This is a genomic window from Chryseobacterium sp. C3 (genome assembly GCF_014218905.1).
Classification (GTDB): domain Bacteria; phylum Bacteroidota; class Bacteroidia; order Flavobacteriales; family Weeksellaceae; genus Chryseobacterium; species Chryseobacterium mucoviscidosis.
Genome location: NZ_JACLCU010000011.1, coordinates 19,476 through 37,315, shown reverse-complemented (window position 1 = coordinate 37,315; position 17,840 = coordinate 19,476). Strand labels below are relative to the sequence as shown.

The 17,840-nt window shown below is 35.2% G+C and carries 18 protein-coding genes and 1 other RNA gene; 12 read left to right on the top strand and 7 right to left on the bottom strand.

Annotated elements, in window-relative coordinates:
• Nucleotides 1-100 precede the first annotated feature (100 nt).
• Entirely contained in the window at nt 101-550 is a 450-nt protein-coding gene (locus H6W53_RS19825; protein ID WP_185209198.1) for a hypothetical protein, read from the top strand.
• A gap of 233 nt (nt 551-783) precedes the next feature.
• Complete coding sequence (locus H6W53_RS19820) at nt 784-1,293, top strand: nitroreductase (protein WP_076396039.1); 510 nt, start codon at nt 784-786, stop codon at nt 1,291-1,293.
• Nucleotides 1,294-1,295: 2 nt separating this feature from the next.
• Here H6W53_RS19820 and H6W53_RS19815 read toward each other — a convergent pair whose 3' ends face one another.
• Nucleotides 1,296-1,691, bottom strand: a complete 396-nt coding sequence (locus H6W53_RS19815) for a hypothetical protein (protein ID WP_185209195.1) — start codon at nt 1,689-1,691, stop codon at nt 1,296-1,298.
• A gap of 1,223 nt (nt 1,692-2,914) precedes the next feature.
• Here H6W53_RS19815 and H6W53_RS19810 point away from each other — a divergent pair.
• Together H6W53_RS19810 and rimM are read left to right on the top strand one after the other, a co-directional pair.
• The gene (locus H6W53_RS19810; RefSeq protein ID WP_087705922.1) at nt 2,915-3,469 is read left to right on the top strand and encodes a 30S ribosomal protein S16; all 555 of its coding nucleotides are present in this window, start codon (nt 2,915-2,917) and stop codon (nt 3,467-3,469) included.
• Nucleotides 3,470-3,481: 12 nt separating this feature from the next.
• Complete coding sequence (rimM, locus tag H6W53_RS19805; protein ID WP_185209193.1) at nt 3,482-4,024, top strand: ribosome maturation factor RimM; 543 nt, start codon at nt 3,482-3,484, stop codon at nt 4,022-4,024.
• Nucleotides 4,025-4,045: 21 nt separating this feature from the next.
• On the opposite strand, the gene H6W53_RS19800 is transcribed toward rimM, so the two are convergent.
• Entirely contained in the window at nt 4,046-5,002 is a 957-nt protein-coding gene (locus H6W53_RS19800) for an XRE family transcriptional regulator (protein WP_317169760.1), read from the bottom strand.
• Between the two features lie 90 nt (nt 5,003-5,092).
• On the opposite strand from H6W53_RS19800, the gene H6W53_RS19795 reads away from it, so the two are divergent.
• The 6 genes from H6W53_RS19795 to rpoN all read left to right on the top strand — a co-directional run bounded on the left by H6W53_RS19795 (nt 5,093) and on the right by rpoN (nt 9,966).
• Nucleotides 5,093-5,563 (top strand): hypothetical protein, encoded by a 471-nt coding sequence (locus H6W53_RS19795; RefSeq protein WP_185209191.1) that lies wholly within the window; start codon nt 5,093-5,095, stop codon nt 5,561-5,563.
• Between the two features lie 19 nt (nt 5,564-5,582).
• A complete protein-coding gene (locus H6W53_RS19790; protein ID WP_185209188.1) occupies nt 5,583-6,182 on the top strand; it encodes a CDP-alcohol phosphatidyltransferase family protein in 600 nt (199 codons plus the stop codon).
• A gap of 134 nt (nt 6,183-6,316) precedes the next feature.
• Nucleotides 6,317-7,765, top strand: coding sequence for an asparagine--tRNA ligase (gene asnS, locus H6W53_RS19785; protein ID WP_185209186.1), 1,449 nt, complete (start codon nt 6,317-6,319; stop codon nt 7,763-7,765).
• A 74-nt stretch (nt 7,766-7,839) separates the two neighbouring features.
• Nucleotides 7,840-8,061, top strand: a complete 222-nt coding sequence (locus H6W53_RS19780; protein ID WP_185209184.1) for a DUF2683 family protein — start codon at nt 7,840-7,842, stop codon at nt 8,059-8,061.
• Nucleotides 8,049-8,342: a type II toxin-antitoxin system RelE/ParE family toxin gene (locus tag H6W53_RS19775; protein WP_185209182.1), complete on the top strand. Its 294-nt coding sequence runs from the start codon at nt 8,049-8,051 to the stop codon at nt 8,340-8,342. Before H6W53_RS19780 ends, H6W53_RS19775 begins: the two co-directional genes overlap by 13 nt.
• 160 nt (nt 8,343-8,502) lie before the next feature.
• A complete protein-coding gene (gene rpoN / locus H6W53_RS19770; protein WP_087705908.1) occupies nt 8,503-9,966 on the top strand; it encodes an RNA polymerase factor sigma-54 in 1,464 nt (487 codons plus the stop codon).
• A gap of 149 nt (nt 9,967-10,115) precedes the next feature.
• Here the strand turns inward: rpoN and H6W53_RS19765 are convergent, their stop codons facing one another.
• The 3 genes from H6W53_RS19765 to H6W53_RS19755 all read right to left on the bottom strand — a co-directional run bounded on the left by H6W53_RS19765 (nt 10,116) and on the right by H6W53_RS19755 (nt 12,959).
• Nucleotides 10,116-11,738 (bottom strand): AMP-binding protein, encoded by a 1,623-nt coding sequence (locus tag H6W53_RS19765; RefSeq protein ID WP_185209180.1) that lies wholly within the window; start codon nt 11,736-11,738, stop codon nt 10,116-10,118.
• Between the two features lie 62 nt (nt 11,739-11,800).
• Nucleotides 11,801-12,475 carry a beta-carotene 15,15'-monooxygenase gene (locus H6W53_RS19760; RefSeq protein WP_185209178.1) on the bottom strand — a complete coding sequence of 225 codons (675 nt, stop codon included), beginning with the start codon at nt 12,473-12,475 and terminating at the stop codon, nt 11,801-11,803.
• On the bottom strand, nt 12,468-12,959 hold the full coding sequence (locus H6W53_RS19755) for an RNA polymerase sigma factor (RefSeq protein WP_076396001.1): 492 nt from the start codon (nt 12,957-12,959) through the stop codon (nt 12,468-12,470). The genes H6W53_RS19760 and H6W53_RS19755 overlap by 8 nt, the downstream gene beginning before the upstream one ends.
• A gap of 170 nt (nt 12,960-13,129) precedes the next feature.
• Here H6W53_RS19755 and rnpB point away from each other — a divergent pair.
• Nucleotides 13,130-13,454: RNase P RNA component class A (rnpB, locus tag H6W53_RS19750), an RNA gene on the top strand.
• Between the two features lie 92 nt (nt 13,455-13,546).
• On the opposite strand, the gene H6W53_RS19745 is transcribed toward rnpB, so the two are convergent.
• Nucleotides 13,547-14,419: a polyphosphate kinase 2 family protein gene (locus tag H6W53_RS19745; protein WP_185209175.1), complete on the bottom strand. Its 873-nt coding sequence runs from the start codon at nt 14,417-14,419 to the stop codon at nt 13,547-13,549.
• A gap of 150 nt (nt 14,420-14,569) precedes the next feature.
• Nucleotides 14,570-15,052 (bottom strand): DUF1573 domain-containing protein, encoded by a 483-nt coding sequence (locus H6W53_RS19740; protein WP_185209173.1) that lies wholly within the window; start codon nt 15,050-15,052, stop codon nt 14,570-14,572.
• Nucleotides 15,053-15,179: 127 nt separating this feature from the next.
• Between H6W53_RS19740 and H6W53_RS19735 the strand changes: the two genes are divergently transcribed.
• Nucleotides 15,180-17,795 carry a valine--tRNA ligase gene (locus H6W53_RS19735; protein WP_185209171.1) on the top strand — a complete coding sequence of 872 codons (2,616 nt, stop codon included), beginning with the start codon at nt 15,180-15,182 and terminating at the stop codon, nt 17,793-17,795.
• Nucleotides 17,796-17,840 lie beyond the last annotated feature (45 nt).

The window sequence follows — 17,840 nt, the reverse complement described above, 5'->3', positions numbered from 1 at the left end:
ATTATTTTAAAATTTCAGCACCATATTTGGAATTGTTATTTTATGTTAAGCCGAATAAGAATTATTGAAAAAATATTATCTTTATATAAAGATTTGATGTATGGAGAAGACCGTATTTGAGAAAAACAACATAAGAAATTATGTAAAAAACGTGATTGCCGAAAAGATCGAAAAATTAAAAAACTTCATAGAATTTACATTAGAAGCAAGTCGCGACATCAAAAAAACTCCGAAATATGACAGCATGAGAGAAGAAATGCAGGAAGAAATTTACCAGATGCAGCGTCAGTTGGGAGCGTTAAACGATTTAAAAAGAAATATGGCTAAAGTCCTGAACAATTCCACCGAAAGAGTTCAGTTGGGTTCCTTAGTCATTACCAATAAAGCAAGATTTTATATTTCGGTTTCTTTAGGTGAGTTTTTCTTCGAAGGAGATCGCTTTTACGCTATTTCATCCGAAAGTCCAATGGCAAAAAAAATGATGGGCATGAAACCCGGCGATGAATTTACTCTGAATAAAATTCATCAGAAAATTGTTGAGGTACTTTAATATTTATAAATGATGAATGATGAATGATGAATGATGAATTTTTCAAACTAAACACTGCTGTCATTTTGAATGGATCTTAGCTGACTGAAGATTCTGCTTTGGTGATATTAACGTTGAATATTCGTAAGAACGACAAATAAACTTTTAAAATAAACGGATAATCTAACTTATCAATAATTAAAAACTATCAGCTATCAACAGTCAGCCATCAACTTTTTCGTAATTTTGCCCTCATGAATAAAGCAGAAGTTTTAAAAGAAATCATAGAGCAAAGAAGAAGCATATTTCCAAAAGATTATTCAGATACAGAAATTTCACAGGAAATTCTTGACGAAATTTTACATTCGGCAACTTTAGCTCCCAATCATAAACGTACAAAACCTTGGCGTTTCAAAATATTCAGAGGGGAAGAAAAAGCAAAACTGGCTTTAGAAATGCAGTCGATTTACAAATCTACCCAACCCGAAACACTTTTTTTAGAAAAAAAATACAACGATATTGGTTTTAAAATCAATAAAGCAGATACCGTAGTTTCCATTGTTGTCAATTTCAGCGGAATGGTTCCGGAATGGGAAGAAATCGCAGCGGTTTCCATGGCGGTTCAGAATATGTATCTTACCTGTACTGCAAATAATATCGGATGTTACTGGAGTTCTCCGAAAATTGTAGACCATCTGAAAGAATCTTTAACCATTGAAGAAAACCAGAAGTGTTTAGGGTTTCTGTATATGGGAGTGATCTAATTTTATTTGATAATGAAAATCTTATAATGAGATTTATGGTAAGGATATGAGCGGTAATTTTCCCCGATATAACGGTCTATAATATTAAGTCCCATATCTTTACTGCTTTTGTTTGGCTCTGTAGATTTTTCGTCACTTGTAATGATAAACTTAGGTTTATTCTTGGTAAGTTCGTCAACTATTGTCTGCTGTCCTTTTTTAGTATTGGCAATTCCGGGGTGCAGTTCACTGTATTTTGTTGCAATTTTTCCTGGAGAAAAATAGTATAAAATCAGGTGATTAATCAAAAACTGATCATGATTGTCAACACCAATATAAAGGTAATCTTGCTTTTTTACATTGTTCTGAATAAAAAAGATAACATCTGTTAAATCTTTATCACTTTTTAAATAAGGCATTGTAAAAAGATTTACGGTGTTATAATCCCTTGTATTATGCCGATATATTTTTTTAACAGAAACAAAAAGAAGGATTACAGCTGTTGTATATTTTATCCATTCTGGTAGAGTAAAACGTAAATTTTTAAAGAATGAACGGATATAGTAAATTCCTATGATGCATCCAAAAAATAATACAGGCAAAGAATGTATCGTATCGGCTCTGTTAAACAGCTGATTTAAAAATAAAAATCCACTAAAAATTACGACCAGCAGTTTGTAATTGGGCTTTTGCTTCTCGGATCCCGTTATCTTTCGATATTCAATAGACAAAGCAAATACGAATAATAAAGGATATAAGTAATATGTTGATTTTATTGGAATTACCCTGTATTGTTTAATCAGAGAGCCGGGCTCAGCAATGAGAGTCTGAAAATATAGACTGATTTCCTGGGAAGTAAATATTGCATAATATGCACAAGCCGCTAATAATAAGCTAACTCCGGCGAATAATAAAATTTTCCGGAATAATTCTTTATCAAAAAATATGGATACAGCAAGAATTAGAATATAAGAAATAAAGGAATATACGAAAAAATCTATTCTGAATAGTGCCGTAACCTGAAGAGCTAAAAAAGACAAAAACAGGATGTACGACTTTCTTTTGTCTAAGTAGCTGAAAAATAGCAAGTATGATATACTGATACAGATTAAAGCGTTATAAATAGGAGGGAAAAAAAGGAAATCAGATTTGGAATTAAGATAATAGCAAAATATCAGAGAAGAAAAAGCTGCTGTTTTCGAAGATTTAATAAGGTTTCTGACAATAAAATAGAAGAAACTTCCAAATGATATTCCGATTAAAAATTCCAGACACCTTACCGAAAGCAGATTTCCTCCAAAAATTTTCATCCAGGATTCGAAAATCCAGTATTGACCTTTCGGATAAATAGTCCAGAAATCTTTTAAATACCTTTCTCCTTGAAGTAATCTTTTGGCATTAACCAAAACAATTCCTTCATCATAAACGTTTAATGGGGAACAAAAAACCTGGAAAAAGAAAAGAAAGGCGATGAAAAAATAAATATAAATGTTTTTACAGACATTCATTTCGAAGACTTTAATCACAAATATATAAACAGTTTTAAGAATTGAAAATTATTAGGTGGAATATTTGAAAAAAAATATTATCTTTGCACTCTTAAATATTTAACTGGGACGAGTTCCCGTAAAATTCAAACATTATGTCAGTAAAAATCAGATTACAAAGACACGGATCTAAAGGAAGACCTTTTTTCCACATCGTGGTTGCAGATTCTAGAGCAAGAAGAGATGGTAAATTCATCGAAAAACTAGGAACATACAACCCAATTACAAACCCTGCAACTATCGATTTGAACGTTGATTCTGCTGTAAAGTGGTTAAACAACGGTGCTCAGCCAACTGATACTGCAAGAGCTATTCTTTCTTACAAAGGAGCGCTTTACAAAAAACACTTACAAGGTGGTGTTGCTAAAGGAGCTTTTGATGAGGCTGAAGCTGAAAAAAGATTCAATGCTTGGGTAGAAGCTAAAGAAGCTAAAGTACAAGGTAAAGTGGACGGTTTGGCTACTGCTAAATCTGATGCTAAAAAAGCTGCTTTAGAAGCTGAAGCTAAAGTAAACGAAGCTAGAGTTGCTGCTGCTGCACAGGCTGAAGCAGACGCTAAAGCTGCTGAAGAAGCTGCAAATGCACCTGCTGAAGAAACTACAGAAGGAGAAGCTGCTGCTGAATCTACAGAAGAAAATACTGAAGCTTAAGAAAAATCCGGTATGCGTAAAGAAGATTGCTATTTATTAGGAAAAATCACACGCAGACACGGACTTGCGGGAAACGTTATCCTTAAACTGGATACCGATCAGCCCGAGCTTTACAATAAACTGGAATCAATATTCGTTGAAATCAACGGATTATTGGTTCCTTTTTTTATTGAAAAGTCAGCATGGAGCAAAAACGATGCGCTCAACATTGCTTTTAAAAACTCTTCGGAAGCCTTGGTAGACCAGTCTTTGGGAAAAGATGTGTATTTACCGTTGTCTACATTGCCTAAACTTACCGGAAAGCAATTTTATTATCACGAAATCATCGGATACAATATCCATGATGAAAATGATAACGATTGCGGTGTGATCCGTTCCGTAAACGATCAGACAGCGCAGGTTTACTTTATTACCAATCTCGACGGAAAAGAAGTGGTAATCCCTATTATTAAAGACTGGATCATAGAAGTGAACAGAGATGAAAGATTCATCAAAATGCAGCTTCCTGAAGGTCTTATCGATGTTTTTCTTGTTCCTTCCAAGAAAGACGAATAGTTTTACAAATAATTTTACTGCTTACATTTTAGTATTCAGTTTCTTTTTCAAATCCTCAATCTGATTATACATTCGGTTAAAAAATATTTTTCGGTCCCGGTTTCCCGAAGTATTCATCGATTTTGAATTTTTTATCTGATGCTCAAAATAATTCAAGGTTTCGGTACATGTCTTTTCATCGTTAATCAGAATATAACCAAACATATTGGTTGGAATAGCAAACAGTGACTGTTGAGGATGATGAAAAAAGATGTCATTGGAAAGATGCATCAGTTCATTTTCATATAATTGAAATTTAAGATTGTTTTCTGTTTTTTCCTCAATATACTGTATAAGTTCCGTTAATTCATTTAAAATAATCAGAGCCTCACTCTGTTTCAGGTGTCCCGTTTCAGAATAAAATAAAATTTGCTGCAAGATACTGGAAATGGTGCTGTTATTCCATAACTCAATAACATTCTGTTCCTCATATTTCTTCCTGAGTTCTTTTGTGTCGAGTTTAAAATCGGGAGGCGAAAACTGCAGAAAAGGAATGAAAACCTGTTTGGAATTAAGCAGATTCATCCATACATATACTTTAAAACGAGAAAGTATCGAATCTGAAAGCGTGTAGAAAAACGGAATGTCTTTCGCCGAATAATAGATCGTCATTTCTTTTGAAAGAGGAAGGTTTTCAAACACATTGAGATTGTTCTGGAAAAATGATTTTAAATCTTCTGTTTCCGTAACAACACTTGTTTTTCTTACTATAATCTGCCGGTCAGAAGTCTGAAACTGATCCAGAGAAATCTGAAAATATTTTGCCAGTTCCAAAGCTTCCTCTAAACTGAATTTTGCTTTCAGGGAAGTTCTTCGGTGTGCCGCATCGTAGCTGATATTGAGAATGTTGGCAATTTCGTCATTCAGAGATTTTTCGCCAATCTTTTTTCGGATTTCTTTAAGCAAACGTTCCTGATACATGGTTTTTGCGATTTTCACAAATGTAGAGATTTATTTTAATTTTTTTTCGCATTTATGAAACAGCTTTTCAAGTATAGTTTTGAGGTGTAATTTTTAAAATAAGCAATCATGAAAAATTTTGTATTAATCATTGCGCTGTCTTTTTGCAGTTTTGTAAACGCACAAATCGGCAACAAAAAAGACTGGGCAATTATAGGATCAATTATTTGCACTCGTCTCGAATTAACCATCATGAATGATAAATCTTTTCTTTCTTTTGGTCCGAAAATTCCTCTTAATGAAAATAATTATGTGAGTTTAAGAGGGCATTTCAATTGGTGGGATACACCGGAAAGAAAATTTATTGTTATTCCGGAACTGGATTATTTTTACAAAGTTGCAGATTTTAAAGAAAAAAGTATGATAACCAATTTGTATACCGGCGCTGGAATTACTCCATATGCGGTATCACCAAAATTTGGAATAGTTTTTTACCATTTTATTTCTGCTGAATCGGGTTATAATATTGAATATGAGCCTTACAAGTATTTTTCTACTTCAGGTTTCAGATTTTCTTTGGGATTTAATTTAGTCTTATAAATCTAAAAAAACAATTGAAATGAAAACAATACCTTATTTATTAATTGCTACACGGTTTATTCTTGCTCCGATTATCCTTTTACTCGCTTACTTCAAAGGCGTAGAATCTCGGTTTTTAATTTTATTCTTAATGTATTTTGGTTTATTAACGGATATTTTCGACGGAATTATCGCACGAAAAGTCGGTGTCTCTTCCGAAAAACTGCGACGTTTAGACAGTCAGACCGATTTGATATTCTGGCTTTCTCTTGGATTTGCTTCTTACTTTTTAAATGCCGAATTAATAAAAAACGAATGGAAAGGAGTTGCTCTAATTTTCATAATGGAAGCACTTTGCTATATAATAAGCTGGCTAAAATTCGGTAAAGAGACCTGTACTCACGCTTTTTTATCGAAAATGTGGGGACTGAGTTTGCTGATTGCTTTTACCTGTTTAATTGGATTTCAACAGGCAGGATGGACTTTTTATCTTACCGTTATTTTAGGATTTATTTCGCACATTGATGTAATTTTAATTATTTTAATCCTTCCCAAATGGCAATATGATGTTCCGAGTTCTTATCATGCATGGAAAATTAGGAAAGGAAAACAGAGAAAAAAATCGATTTTCTTTAATTGATTCTTATTTAAAGCATAATTTTTTGAGTAATTAATTGATAAATGAACTGAATTAAAACAGTGTAATCCTCAAATTGCGCTGTTTTTTTGTAACTTTGCAGACATTAATTTTTACAGAAAAATTTTAATCAACAAATGAAAAAGCAGACCATTAAGGAAATCCTACAGGATTACAAGAAAGTATTACATCATGACATTACGGTTTACGGTTGGGTAAGAACGTTCCGTGCGAATCGCTTCATTGCGCTTAATGATGGTTCTACGATTAATAATTTGCAGATTGTTGTTGATTTTGAAAATTTCGACGAAGAGATTATCAGCAAAATCAGTACAGCTTCTTCCCTTAAAATTGTAGGAGAAGTGGTGGAAAGTCAGGGAGCTGGACAGGCTGTTGAGATTTTAGCTAAAAAAATTACCATTTTAGGAGATAACTTCACGGAAGAAAGAGACAAAACGATTCTTCAGCCTAAAAAACACTCATTGGAAACTTTGAGAGATCAGGCGCATTTGAGATTCAGAACCAACTTGTTCGGAGCAGTTTTCAGAGTGCGTCATGCGGTAAGTTTTGCGGTACATTCTTTCTTTAACCAAAACCAGTTTTTCTACATCAACACACCGGTTATTACAGGAGCTGATGCAGAAGGAGCCGGAGAAATGTTCGGAGTAACGAATTTTGATCTGAACAATATTCCAAGAGATGAGCAGGGAGACATCGATTTCTCTCAGGACTTCTTCGGAAGAAAAACAAATTTAACGGTTTCCGGACAGCTTGAAGGAGAAACTGCAGCGATGGGATTGGGAAGAATTTATACTTTCGGACCTACTTTCCGTGCAGAAAATTCTAACACAACCCGTCACTTGGCTGAGTTCTGGATGATTGAGCCGGAAGTAGCTTTCAATAATCTGGAAGACAACATTGATCTGGCGGAAGATTTCTTAAAATATGTAATTAAATATGTATTGGATCACTGCAAAGACGATCTTGAGTTCTTAGACAAACGTTTTGAAGAAGAGCAAAAATCTAAGCCTGAAAAAGACAGAGCCAAAGAAGGTCTTATTGAAAAGCTTGAAAATGTAATTGCGAAACGCTTCAAGAGAGTTTCTTATACGGAAGCTATCGAGATCTTAATGAACTCAAAAGAAAATAAGAAAGGGAAATTCCAGTATCCGGTGGAAAACTGGGGAACCGATCTTCAGTCTGAGCACGAGAGATATCTGGTAGAAAAACATTTCGAAAGTCCGGTAGTTCTGTTTGATTATCCAAAAGAGATCAAAGCGTTCTACATGAAACTGAATGAAGACGGTAAAACCGTAGCTGCCATGGACGTTCTTTTCCCCGGAATCGGAGAAATCATCGGTGGTTCTGAAAGAGAAGCCAGACTGGATGTTCTTAAGCAGAAAATGGTAGAAATGCATGTTGATGAACACGAATTGTGGTGGTATTTAGATACAAGAAAATTTGGTTCTGTTCCGCACGCAGGATTTGGTCTGGGATTGGAAAGACTGGTTCTTTTCGTAACAGGAATGACGAACATCAGAGATGTAATTCCTTTCCCGAGAACTCCGAAAAACGCTGAGTTTTAATTTTTAATAAAAACATATAGAAAAATCCTTCTGATCTTATCGGAAGGATTTTTTTATTAACTTTACCTAAAATAATGATGATGAGTACAATTACCATACATACAGAAAACGAAAATCAGATCAATCTTCTGAAAGCTCTTTTGAAAGAGCTGAAAATTAATTTTGAGATTAATAAAGAAGAAAATCTTACGGATTGGCAGAAAGAGAAAATTCTAAAAGGAATTTCAGATATTTCTGAAGGGAAATTCTCATCAAGTGAGTCTGTAGCTGAAAAAGCAAGAAAATGTTTAGGGTAATCTGGTCTCATCAGGCAGAATCAGATTATCTGGATACGCTTCAATATTGGATCAGACATAATAAATCGATAAAATATTCTTCAAAATTAATGGCAGAAGTTGAGAAAAAAGAAAAACTTATCGCCGAAAATCCGAATATAGGTTCACCCTCTGAAATTGATGATGTGAAATATGTTTTGATTGATAAAAATTTTTCAATGTATTATCGGTTCAACAAGGAGGTTATTGAAATTCTTGCCTTTTGGGATAACAGAAGAGATCCGGAAAATTTGAATATATAAAAATTAAAAAGCCCTGAAAATCATGCTTCAGGGCTTTTGTTGTTTATTTTAAATAGCTTATTATACTATATTGAGTGCAAAAATCGTGCTAAAATTTAGTTTTCTCAAAAAAAAGTGTTAAATTCGTAAAATATGTTATGTTAAAACACCAACTAGTAATATGCTAAAACAACACTTACAACTCAAATTAGGACAAAAGCTGGCTCCCCAGCAAATCCAGTTAATGAAGTTGATCCAGCTTCATACATTGGAGTTTGAAGAGGAACTTGAAAGGGAGTTAGAAGAAAATCCGGCATTGGAGATCGCAAAAGAAGAATCTAAAGAGGACGATTATTCTTCTCTGGAAGATTCATATGAAACAGAAGGTACGGAAAGCATTGAAACAGATTTTGATGTAGACCAGTATCTTTATGATGATGAACCAAGCTATAAAACATCTTCCAGTAATTATTCTTCGGACGACGAAGAATTTGATAATGAAAGTCTTTTAACAGAAGGGCAGTCTTTATACGATTATCTTTTGGAACAGATTCATCTTGCCAACATCAACAAAGAAGATTTGAAGATTGCGGAATATCTTATAGGAAATCTTGATACAGACGGATATTTAAGAAGGGAAATAAAATCTATTGTGGATGATCTTGCCTTTTCTCAGGGGATTTATACCACCAAAGAAAATGTAGAAGATATCCTTGAAAATTATGTGCAGAAGCTTGATCCGCCCGGAGTAGGAGCGAGAGGTCTTCAGGAATGTCTTTTGCTTCAGATTGAGAAAAAAGTAAGTTCAGATAAAGCCGTTTCTCTGGCTGCCAATATTCTGAGACATCAGTTTGATGCTTTAACGAACAAGCATTACAACAAAATCATTCAGAAATACGATATTGAAGAAGAAGATTTGAAAGATGCTTTAGACGAAATTTCAAAATTATCTCCAAAAGTTGGCGGAAATTTCGATACTCAGACGATTACAATCAATCAGGAAATCATTCCGGATTTTGTGATTCAGGTGAAGGACGGACAGGTTATCCCGATGCTGAACAGTAAAAATGCACCTACGCTGAGAGTTTCAGAAGAATATAAAGATATTTTATCCACTTATTCTCACGATAAAAATTCTGCTGAACATAAACAGGCTGCTTTATTCATCAAACAAAAACTGGATGCAGCAAAATGGTATATTGATGCCATTAATCAGCGTCAGAATACATTATTGCAAACCATTACGGCTATTGTGAAGTTTCAGAAAGATTATTTCCTTACGGGAGATGAAAAATCTTTGAGACCAATGATTCTTAAGGATATTGCCGATATTACAGGCTTCGATATTTCAACAATTTCCAGAGTGGTAAAAAGCAAATATGCAGATACACCGAACGGAATTATTTACCTTAAAGATCTGTTCTCGGATAGTTTAACAAATGATGACGGAGAGGAAGTTTCTACAAAAGAAATTAAGACTCATCTTCAGGAAGTAATCAGCAAAGAAAATAAGAGAAAGCCTTTAACAGACGACGCTTTGGTGGTGATCTTAAAAGAGCAGGGATACAATATTGCGAGAAGAACAATTGCAAAATATCGGGAACAGCTTAATATTCCGGTAGCAAGATTAAGAAAAGAACTTTAAAAATAACAGAAAAGCATTTCAAACTGAAATGCTTTTTTTAATTATCCATAAAGTTGTATCTCATTCTGAAACAGCCTGAAAAGATTCGAACGAAGTTGAAAGAAACTCCATTCGTAAAAGTGGATTCTTCGCTACAAATGACAAGGTCTTTAAATCTTTGCCTTATCTAATCCCAATTCCTTTACAGAAATTTCACGCATTTCAACCTTTCGCACTTTTCCGGAGATCGTCATCGGGAATTCGTCTACAAACTTCCAGTATTTCGGAACTTTATAATGTGCGATCCTGCCTTTACAATACTCTAAGAGTTCTTCTTCGGTTACTTCGAATCCTTTTCTAACTTTTACCCATGCCATCACTTCTTCTCCAAATTTTTCGCTTGGAACTCCGATGATCTGAACATCAAGAATGTTGGGATAAGTGTACAAAAAGTCTTCAATTTCTTTCGGCGAGATATTTTCACCGCCACGGATAATCAGGTCTTTTATCCTGCCCGAAATCGTAATGTAGCCTTCATCATCCATTACTGCCATATCTCCGGTATGCATCCATCTTCCTTCATCCAGAACCTTTTTGGTGTTTTCAGGATCGTTCCAGTATTTCAGCATTACGGAATAACCTCTTGTACACAGTTCCCCATGTTCGCCACGCGAGACAACTTTTCCGTTTTCGCCAATGATTTTTATTTCCAGGTGATCCTGAACGGTTCCTACCGTATTCACCTGCTTGTCAAATGGAGTTCCGATCAGGGTTTGCGTAGAAACAGGGGAGGTTTCCGTCATTCCGTAGCAGATGCTCATTTCCTTGATATTCATGAGGCTTTCTACTTTTTTCATAATTTCTGGCGGACAAACGGAACCAGCCATGACCCCCGTTCTTAAACTTGAAAAATCAAAAGTTTCGAAATTTTTTACCGCTAATTCAGCAATAAACATGGTCGGAACTCCGTAAAGGGAGGTGCATTTTTCATCGGAAACAACTTTTAAGGTAATTTCAGGATCAAAACTGTCATTCGGAATCACCATACAGGCTCCGTGAGCGGTACAGCAAATATTTCCGATCACCATTCCGAAACAGTGATAAAAGGGAACAGGAATGCAGACTCTGTCTTTTTCGGTATACTTTAATCGAATTCCGATAAAATATCCGTTGTTTAAAATATTATGATGAGAAAGAGTGACGCCTTTAGGAAAACCGGTCGTTCCTGAAGTGTACTGAATGTTGACCGGATCATCAAACTGTACATGTTCTTCAAAACTATGCAGTGTGTCATCCGAAATTTCCTGTCCGTTATTTAAAAACTCTTCCCAATTGTCATCAAAGAAAATTTCAGATTTTAAAGTCGAGCAGAACTCTCTTGCATCAGCAATCATCTGTTTATAATCGCTGGATTTAAAAGCCAGAGATGAAAAAATATGGGACATTTCAGACTGATTGATTACAAAGATCAGCTCGCTGGTTCTGTAAGCGGGATTTATGTTCACCAAAATAACCCCGATTCTTGCGGTTGCATATTGTAAAAGAACCCATTCGTAGCGGTTTGTAGACCATATTCCGATGCGGTCTCCGGATTTTGCTCCCAGAAAGATCAGTGCTTTTGCAACGGCTGTTGTCTGATTATAAAATTCCTGATAAGTGGCGCGGTAATTTTGATGTACGCAGATTAAAGCTTCCTGATTGGGGAATTTTTCAACGGTATGTTTAAGATTGCTTCCGATGGTTTCACCTAATAATGGAATGTCGGAACTACCGTGAACATAAGATATTGGCATAGAATAAAAGATTTGGTTAAATAAAATTAACAATAATATCTTAAATTCCTGCTTTTTTCAGTTTAAATTTCCTGCGAATCGATTTCTTTTAACTGAATTAAATTCTTATCGAGTTTTTTAATGATAATTCCATAAACCACTCTGTAATACAGCCACACCATTATTACTGTAAAAACAGTGCTTATGATGATACCGGCTACAAATCCTATAAGGGTGGAGTTGGTAATCTCTACATTCTGAGTATTTAAAATGTAAAAAACAAAGATTGTGAAAATAGAGGTAAAAGTGATTAATAATGCGATATTTATTAAAATAAAGGCGTTAACTGTCTTTTTAAATGTAATGATCTGAAGGATAAATTTTTTAAGATTTTCCTCAATTTTTATAACCTTGTAATTTTGATAAAATTTAAATACAAAATATGCAGTAATGGTTAAGCTCAGAACTTTTAAGACCAGATAAATATTATCGAATGTATTTTCTAATTCCGAAGTTCTCTGTACACCGAGTTTCGTAAGAATATTAATGAAAGAGTTGGATTCCTTTCCCTGAATGATGTAGAATAACCCTATTAATGTAAAGAATAAAAATTCGAAAACACTGATCCAGAAAATGTACTTTACGTAATTGCGCGATTTTTTGTTGAGCATCTGAAGGATCTCATTATAATCATATTTTTCCTGAACAGGCTGTTCCTGCCATGTTTTCTTAAAGCTGTCTAAATCAAATTCAGGCATATTTTTCCATCTGTTCTTTAAGGGTTTTCTTTAATCTGTTCATTTTCACACGCGCATTTACTTCGGTAATTCCGAGGTTTTCTGCAATATCCTTATAAGGCAAATCATCCAGATACATCATCACGATTGCTCTTTCCACATTGGGAAGCGTCTTGATTACTGTATACAAAAGTGATACCTGTTGCTGTTTTTCATCATCATCTTCCACAAAATCTGCATGATTAATGTCCAGTTCATTAGTCTGTAAACTTTTGCTTTTTTTTCTGAAAAGGGTGATAGCGGTATTTAAAGCAACACGGTACATCCACGTAGAAATCTTGGAATTTCCTTTAAATGAGTCATAACTTCTCCACAATTGTAACACAATTTCCTGAAAAAGATCTTCCTCATCCTCCAAAGAGTTGGTATAAAGCCGCGAAACCTTGATAATCAGACCCTGATTATCCTTAATAAGCTGCGCAAATTCCTTTTCCTTTGAAGCCAATTGGGATGTTTAATTTTTGTAGCACGAAGATATGATATAATTTGAGAATTTGAAAATTTAAGTAATTTGAAAATGAATGAATAACATCAAACCAAAATCATTTTCTTGCAGATTAAAATTTTTCAAATTATCACATTGTCAAATTTTCAAATTATCTATCTTTGCAGCCACGAGAAAATCGGCTTGTTGATTTCCCGTTTTACGGGAGGTAGGAAAGTCCGGACACCGTAGAGCAGCAAAGCGGATAACATCCGTCACCCGCGAGGGTAGGACAAGTGCAACAGAAAGGATGTACAGTTCGGCTGTAGTGAAACCAGGTAAACTCTTTGTGGTGCAATGATAAGTATATCGGTTCTTTTCAGCAATGAAAATAGGAGTTGCTCGCTCTGAAAGCCGAGGGGTAATCAGCTAAAGTTTTGCAGCAATGTAAGGCGCAGATAAATAACAGGCACTTCTTCGGAAGAACAAAATCCGGCTTATAGATTTTCTCGTGGTTTTTTAAGAGTTGGAAGTTAGAGGCTTGAAGAAGGAAGTCTTAATGCAATCATTTAAACCTCCTTCTTCAGGCTCCCATCTTCCATTCTTCCTTATTTCTCGCTTTCCAGTTGTTTTTTTGCTTCTTCTAAATCTTTACGATCCTCTTCAGACAATTTAGGATACTGCAGATTCATTTTTTCCAAAGCATCAATAATAATCTGTATCGCGGCAACTCTTGCAAACCACTTATTATCAGCCGGAAGAACATACCAAGGCGCGTAATCTTTTGAAGTCTCATTGATTGCCGTTTCGTAGCATTCCATATATTTTTCGAATAAAGCTCTCTCCGGAAGATCGGCGGCGGAAAATTTCCAGTTTTTCTCCTGTTCGTTAATTCTGTCGAGAAGTCTTTTCTTTTGTTCGTCTTTAGAAACATTCAGGAATATTTTTACAACGGTCGTTCCGTTTTGGGCAAGATGTTTTTCAAAATTTCTGATGCTTTCATAGCGGTTTTCCCAGAATTTATCGTCAAAATCTTTAACGGATTTCCATGTTTTTTCGCTTAAATTATATTCAGGATGAACTTTGCAGACCAGTACACTTTCGTAATGAGATCGGTTAAAAATTCCGATCATGCCTTTTTGGGGTAGTGCTAAATAATGCCTCCACAAAAAATCATGGGCATATTCTTTTGAAGTGGGAGTTTTGAAGCTCGTCACGTTACAGCCTTGCGGATTCACTCCCCCGAAAACGTGCTCGATCAAGCTGTCTTTTCCCGCGGCATCCATCGCCTGAAGTACCACCAAGAGAGACTGGCTTCCATCCGAATACAATTTCTCCTGAAGCTCACGAAGCTTTTCTTTTTCGTTTAATAACAATTGTTCTCCTTCTTCTTTAGTAAGTTTTCCTTTGTATTCTGTTGAAGCTTTTTTAATGGAAAATTTACCTTTTACCAAAAAATCGTCTGAAAAGTTAGTGTCCATGTTTATTTTAAATTATTAAAAAGATTAAAGATTAATTTTGGTCACAATCTATCAGCTAAAAACCGTTAACCATCAACTAACCTAATATAAATGTAATAAAAAAACCGCCTCCATGAGACGGTTTCGTTTATTTTAGTAGAGATTTTACCATTATGCAGCAGTTTTAGCCGCTTTTTTTGCAGCCTTTTTCGCAGCTTTCGCAGCGGCTTTTTCTTCTTTAGCTTTAGCTTTCAATTCTTCAGGAGTCAATGGTTTCGGATCCGGAGCATTAGGATCTACGTTTCCTTTGATGTAGATTACGCTTCTGCTGTTTACAGGGTCGTTAGAAAATACTTCGATCATTTTGTTAAAACCACCGTTGATTGCAGTATTGTATCCTACCTTGATTTTAGCTGATTTTCCGGGTAGAATAGGATCCTGGCTGAATTCCGGAGTGGTACATCCGCAAGATGCTTTTACATTCGATAAAATAAGAGGCTTATCTCCTGTATTGGTTACCGTAAAGAATCTGATACCGTCTGAACTTGGCTTTACATTTCCGTAATCGAAAGTAGTTTTGTCAAACGTAATCGTTTGTGCAGATGCAATAGCGAATGTTCCGAATAATGCAATTCCTGCGATTAATTTTTTCATATTCTTGAATATTAAATATGTTGTTAGATAAATTTTGAGAAACAAAGTTAAAAATTATTTTAATTCATACTTAAAATATTTTTCTTTAGACTATTTTTGCAAATTGTAAATTAAAGTAAAAGAATTTATGCAGATTTCAGAAAAGTACAATCCACAGGAAACAGAACAAAAGTGGTACAATTACTGGTTGGAAAATAAATACTTCCATTCAGAACCCAATGACAAGCCGCCTTACACTGTTGTAATTCCTCCGCCAAACGTAACGGGGATTTTGCACATGGGGCATATGCTTAACAATACCATTCAGGATGTTCTGGTCCGTCGTGCAAGAATGCAGGGCTTTAATGCTTGCTGGGTTCCGGGAACAGATCACGCTTCCATTGCTACGGAAGCGAAAGTGGTTGCTAAACTGAAGTCTGAAGGAGTCAATAAATCTGATATTACAAGAGAAGAGTTTTTAAAACACGCCTGGGAATGGACCGATAAATACGGAGGAACAATTCTTGAGCAGCTTAAAAAATTAGGATGTTCATGCGATTGGGACAGAACCCGTTTCACCATGGAGCCAAAACTTTCTCAGCAGGTGATTAAATCTTTTGTTGATCTTTACAATAAAGGATTGATTTACCGTGGGTACAGAATGGTAAACTGGGATCCTGAAGCAAAAACCAATATTTCCGACGAAGAAGTAATCTTTAAGGAACAGAATGGGAAATTATATTTCCTGAAATATGCCATTGAAGGCTCAGAAGAATTCCTGTCAGTAGCGACAACGCGTCCGGAAACTATTTTCGGGGATACTGCAGTGTGTATCAATCCTAATGATGAAAGATACGCACATTTAAAAGGTAAAAAAGTAATCGTACCGATTGTTAACAGAGTAATTCCGATTATCGAGGACGAATATGTAGATATCGAATTCGGAACAGGGGCTTTGAAAATTACGCCTGCTCACGACATCAATGATTACGAAATCGGACAAAAACACAATCTTCAGATGATTGATGCTTTGGATGATGACGGAAATCTGAACGATCACGGGTTGCATTACGCCGGAAAAAATAGATTCGAGGTAAGAAAGCAGATTGCGAAAGAACTGGAAGAAAAAGATCTCTTGCTGAAAGCGGAAGATTACGTAAATAAAGTAGGAACTTCAGAAAGAACAGGTGCGGTAATCGAGCCTAAAGTTTCTGTACAGTGGTTCCTGAAAATGTCTGAAATTGCAAAACCTGCTTTGGATGTTGTAATGGATGATGAGGTTAAATTTTATCCTGAAAAGTTTAAAAATACCTACAAGCACTGGATGGAAAACATCCGCGACTGGAATATTTCCCGACAGCTTTGGTGGGGACAGCAAATTCCTGCGTTCTATTATGGTGACGGAGAAAATGATTTCGTTGTAGCCGAAAATATCGAAGAAGCATTAGAACTTGCAAAGCAAAAAACCAACAACGATCAACTGACAACTGACAACTTAAAACAGGACGAAGATGCTTTAGATACATGGTTCTCTTCATGGTTGTGGCCAATGTCTGTTTTCGATGGGTTGCTTGATCCTGAAAACAAAGACATCAATTATTATTACCCGACTTCAGATTTGGTAACAGGTCCGGATATTATTTTCTTCTGGGTAGCAAGAATGATTATGGCAGGGTTGGAATACAGAAAGGAAGTTCCGTTTAAAAATGTTTATTTCACAGGAATTGTAAGAGATAAGCAGAGAAGAAAGATGTCTAAATCTTTAGGAAATTCACCGGATCCGTTGGAATTAATGGATAAGTATGGAGCAGACGGAGTTCGTGTAGGAATTTTATTAAGTTCTGCAGCCGGAAACGACCTTCTTTTTGATGAAGATCTAATGCTTCAGGGAAGAAACTTTATGTCAAAGATCTGGAGTGCATTCCGATTGATCAATATGTGGAACCATGAAGATAAACCGGCAAATTCAACAGAACTTCAGGCAATTGAATGGTTTGAAAATAAATTAAATAAAACAATTGCTGAGATCAACGATCAGTTTGAGAAATTCAGAATTTCTGATGCTTTGCATTTGATTTATAAATTGATTTGGGATGATTTCTGTTCTTGGTATTTAGAAACAATCAAACCAAATTACGGAGAAGGAATTTCTAAGGAAGTTTACAATAAAACAGTTGCTCTTTTTGAGGAGTTAATAAAATTGCTTCATCCGTTCATGCCTTTCCTGACGGAAGAATTATGGCAAACAATTTCACAACGAAACGTTGAGGATGCTTTAATTATTGCGCAGCAAAAAAAGGCAGAAAGTTTTAATGAAGATATTATTAAAAACTTCGAATCTGCTTCAGAAATTATTTCCGGCGTTAGAAATTACCGTCAGACAAAAGGGATTTCTCCAAGAGAAGCTGCCGAAATTTATACCAATGCTTCAGAATTTCCTAACGAATCCGTGATTAAGAAATTAGGCAATGTTTCAGAAATTCATTTCGGAACAAAAACAGATAAGCCGAGCTTTACATTTTTGGTAGGCGCAACAGAAATTTCAATTCCTCTAAGTGAAAATTTGGATTTAGGAGAAGAAAAAACAAAAACAGAAGAAGAATTAAAATATTTAAAAGGATTCTTAGTTTCTGTAGATAAAAAGCTTTCCAACGAAAAATTTGTTGCCAACGCAAAACCGGAAATTGTTGAGGTTGAAAGGAAAAAACAAAAAGATGCGCTAGATAAAATAGCCATTCTTGAAGAGAAATTAAAAAGTTTATAATAAAAGGTTTAGGTTAAGGTTGAGCTTAGAGCTTAGCCTGAACCT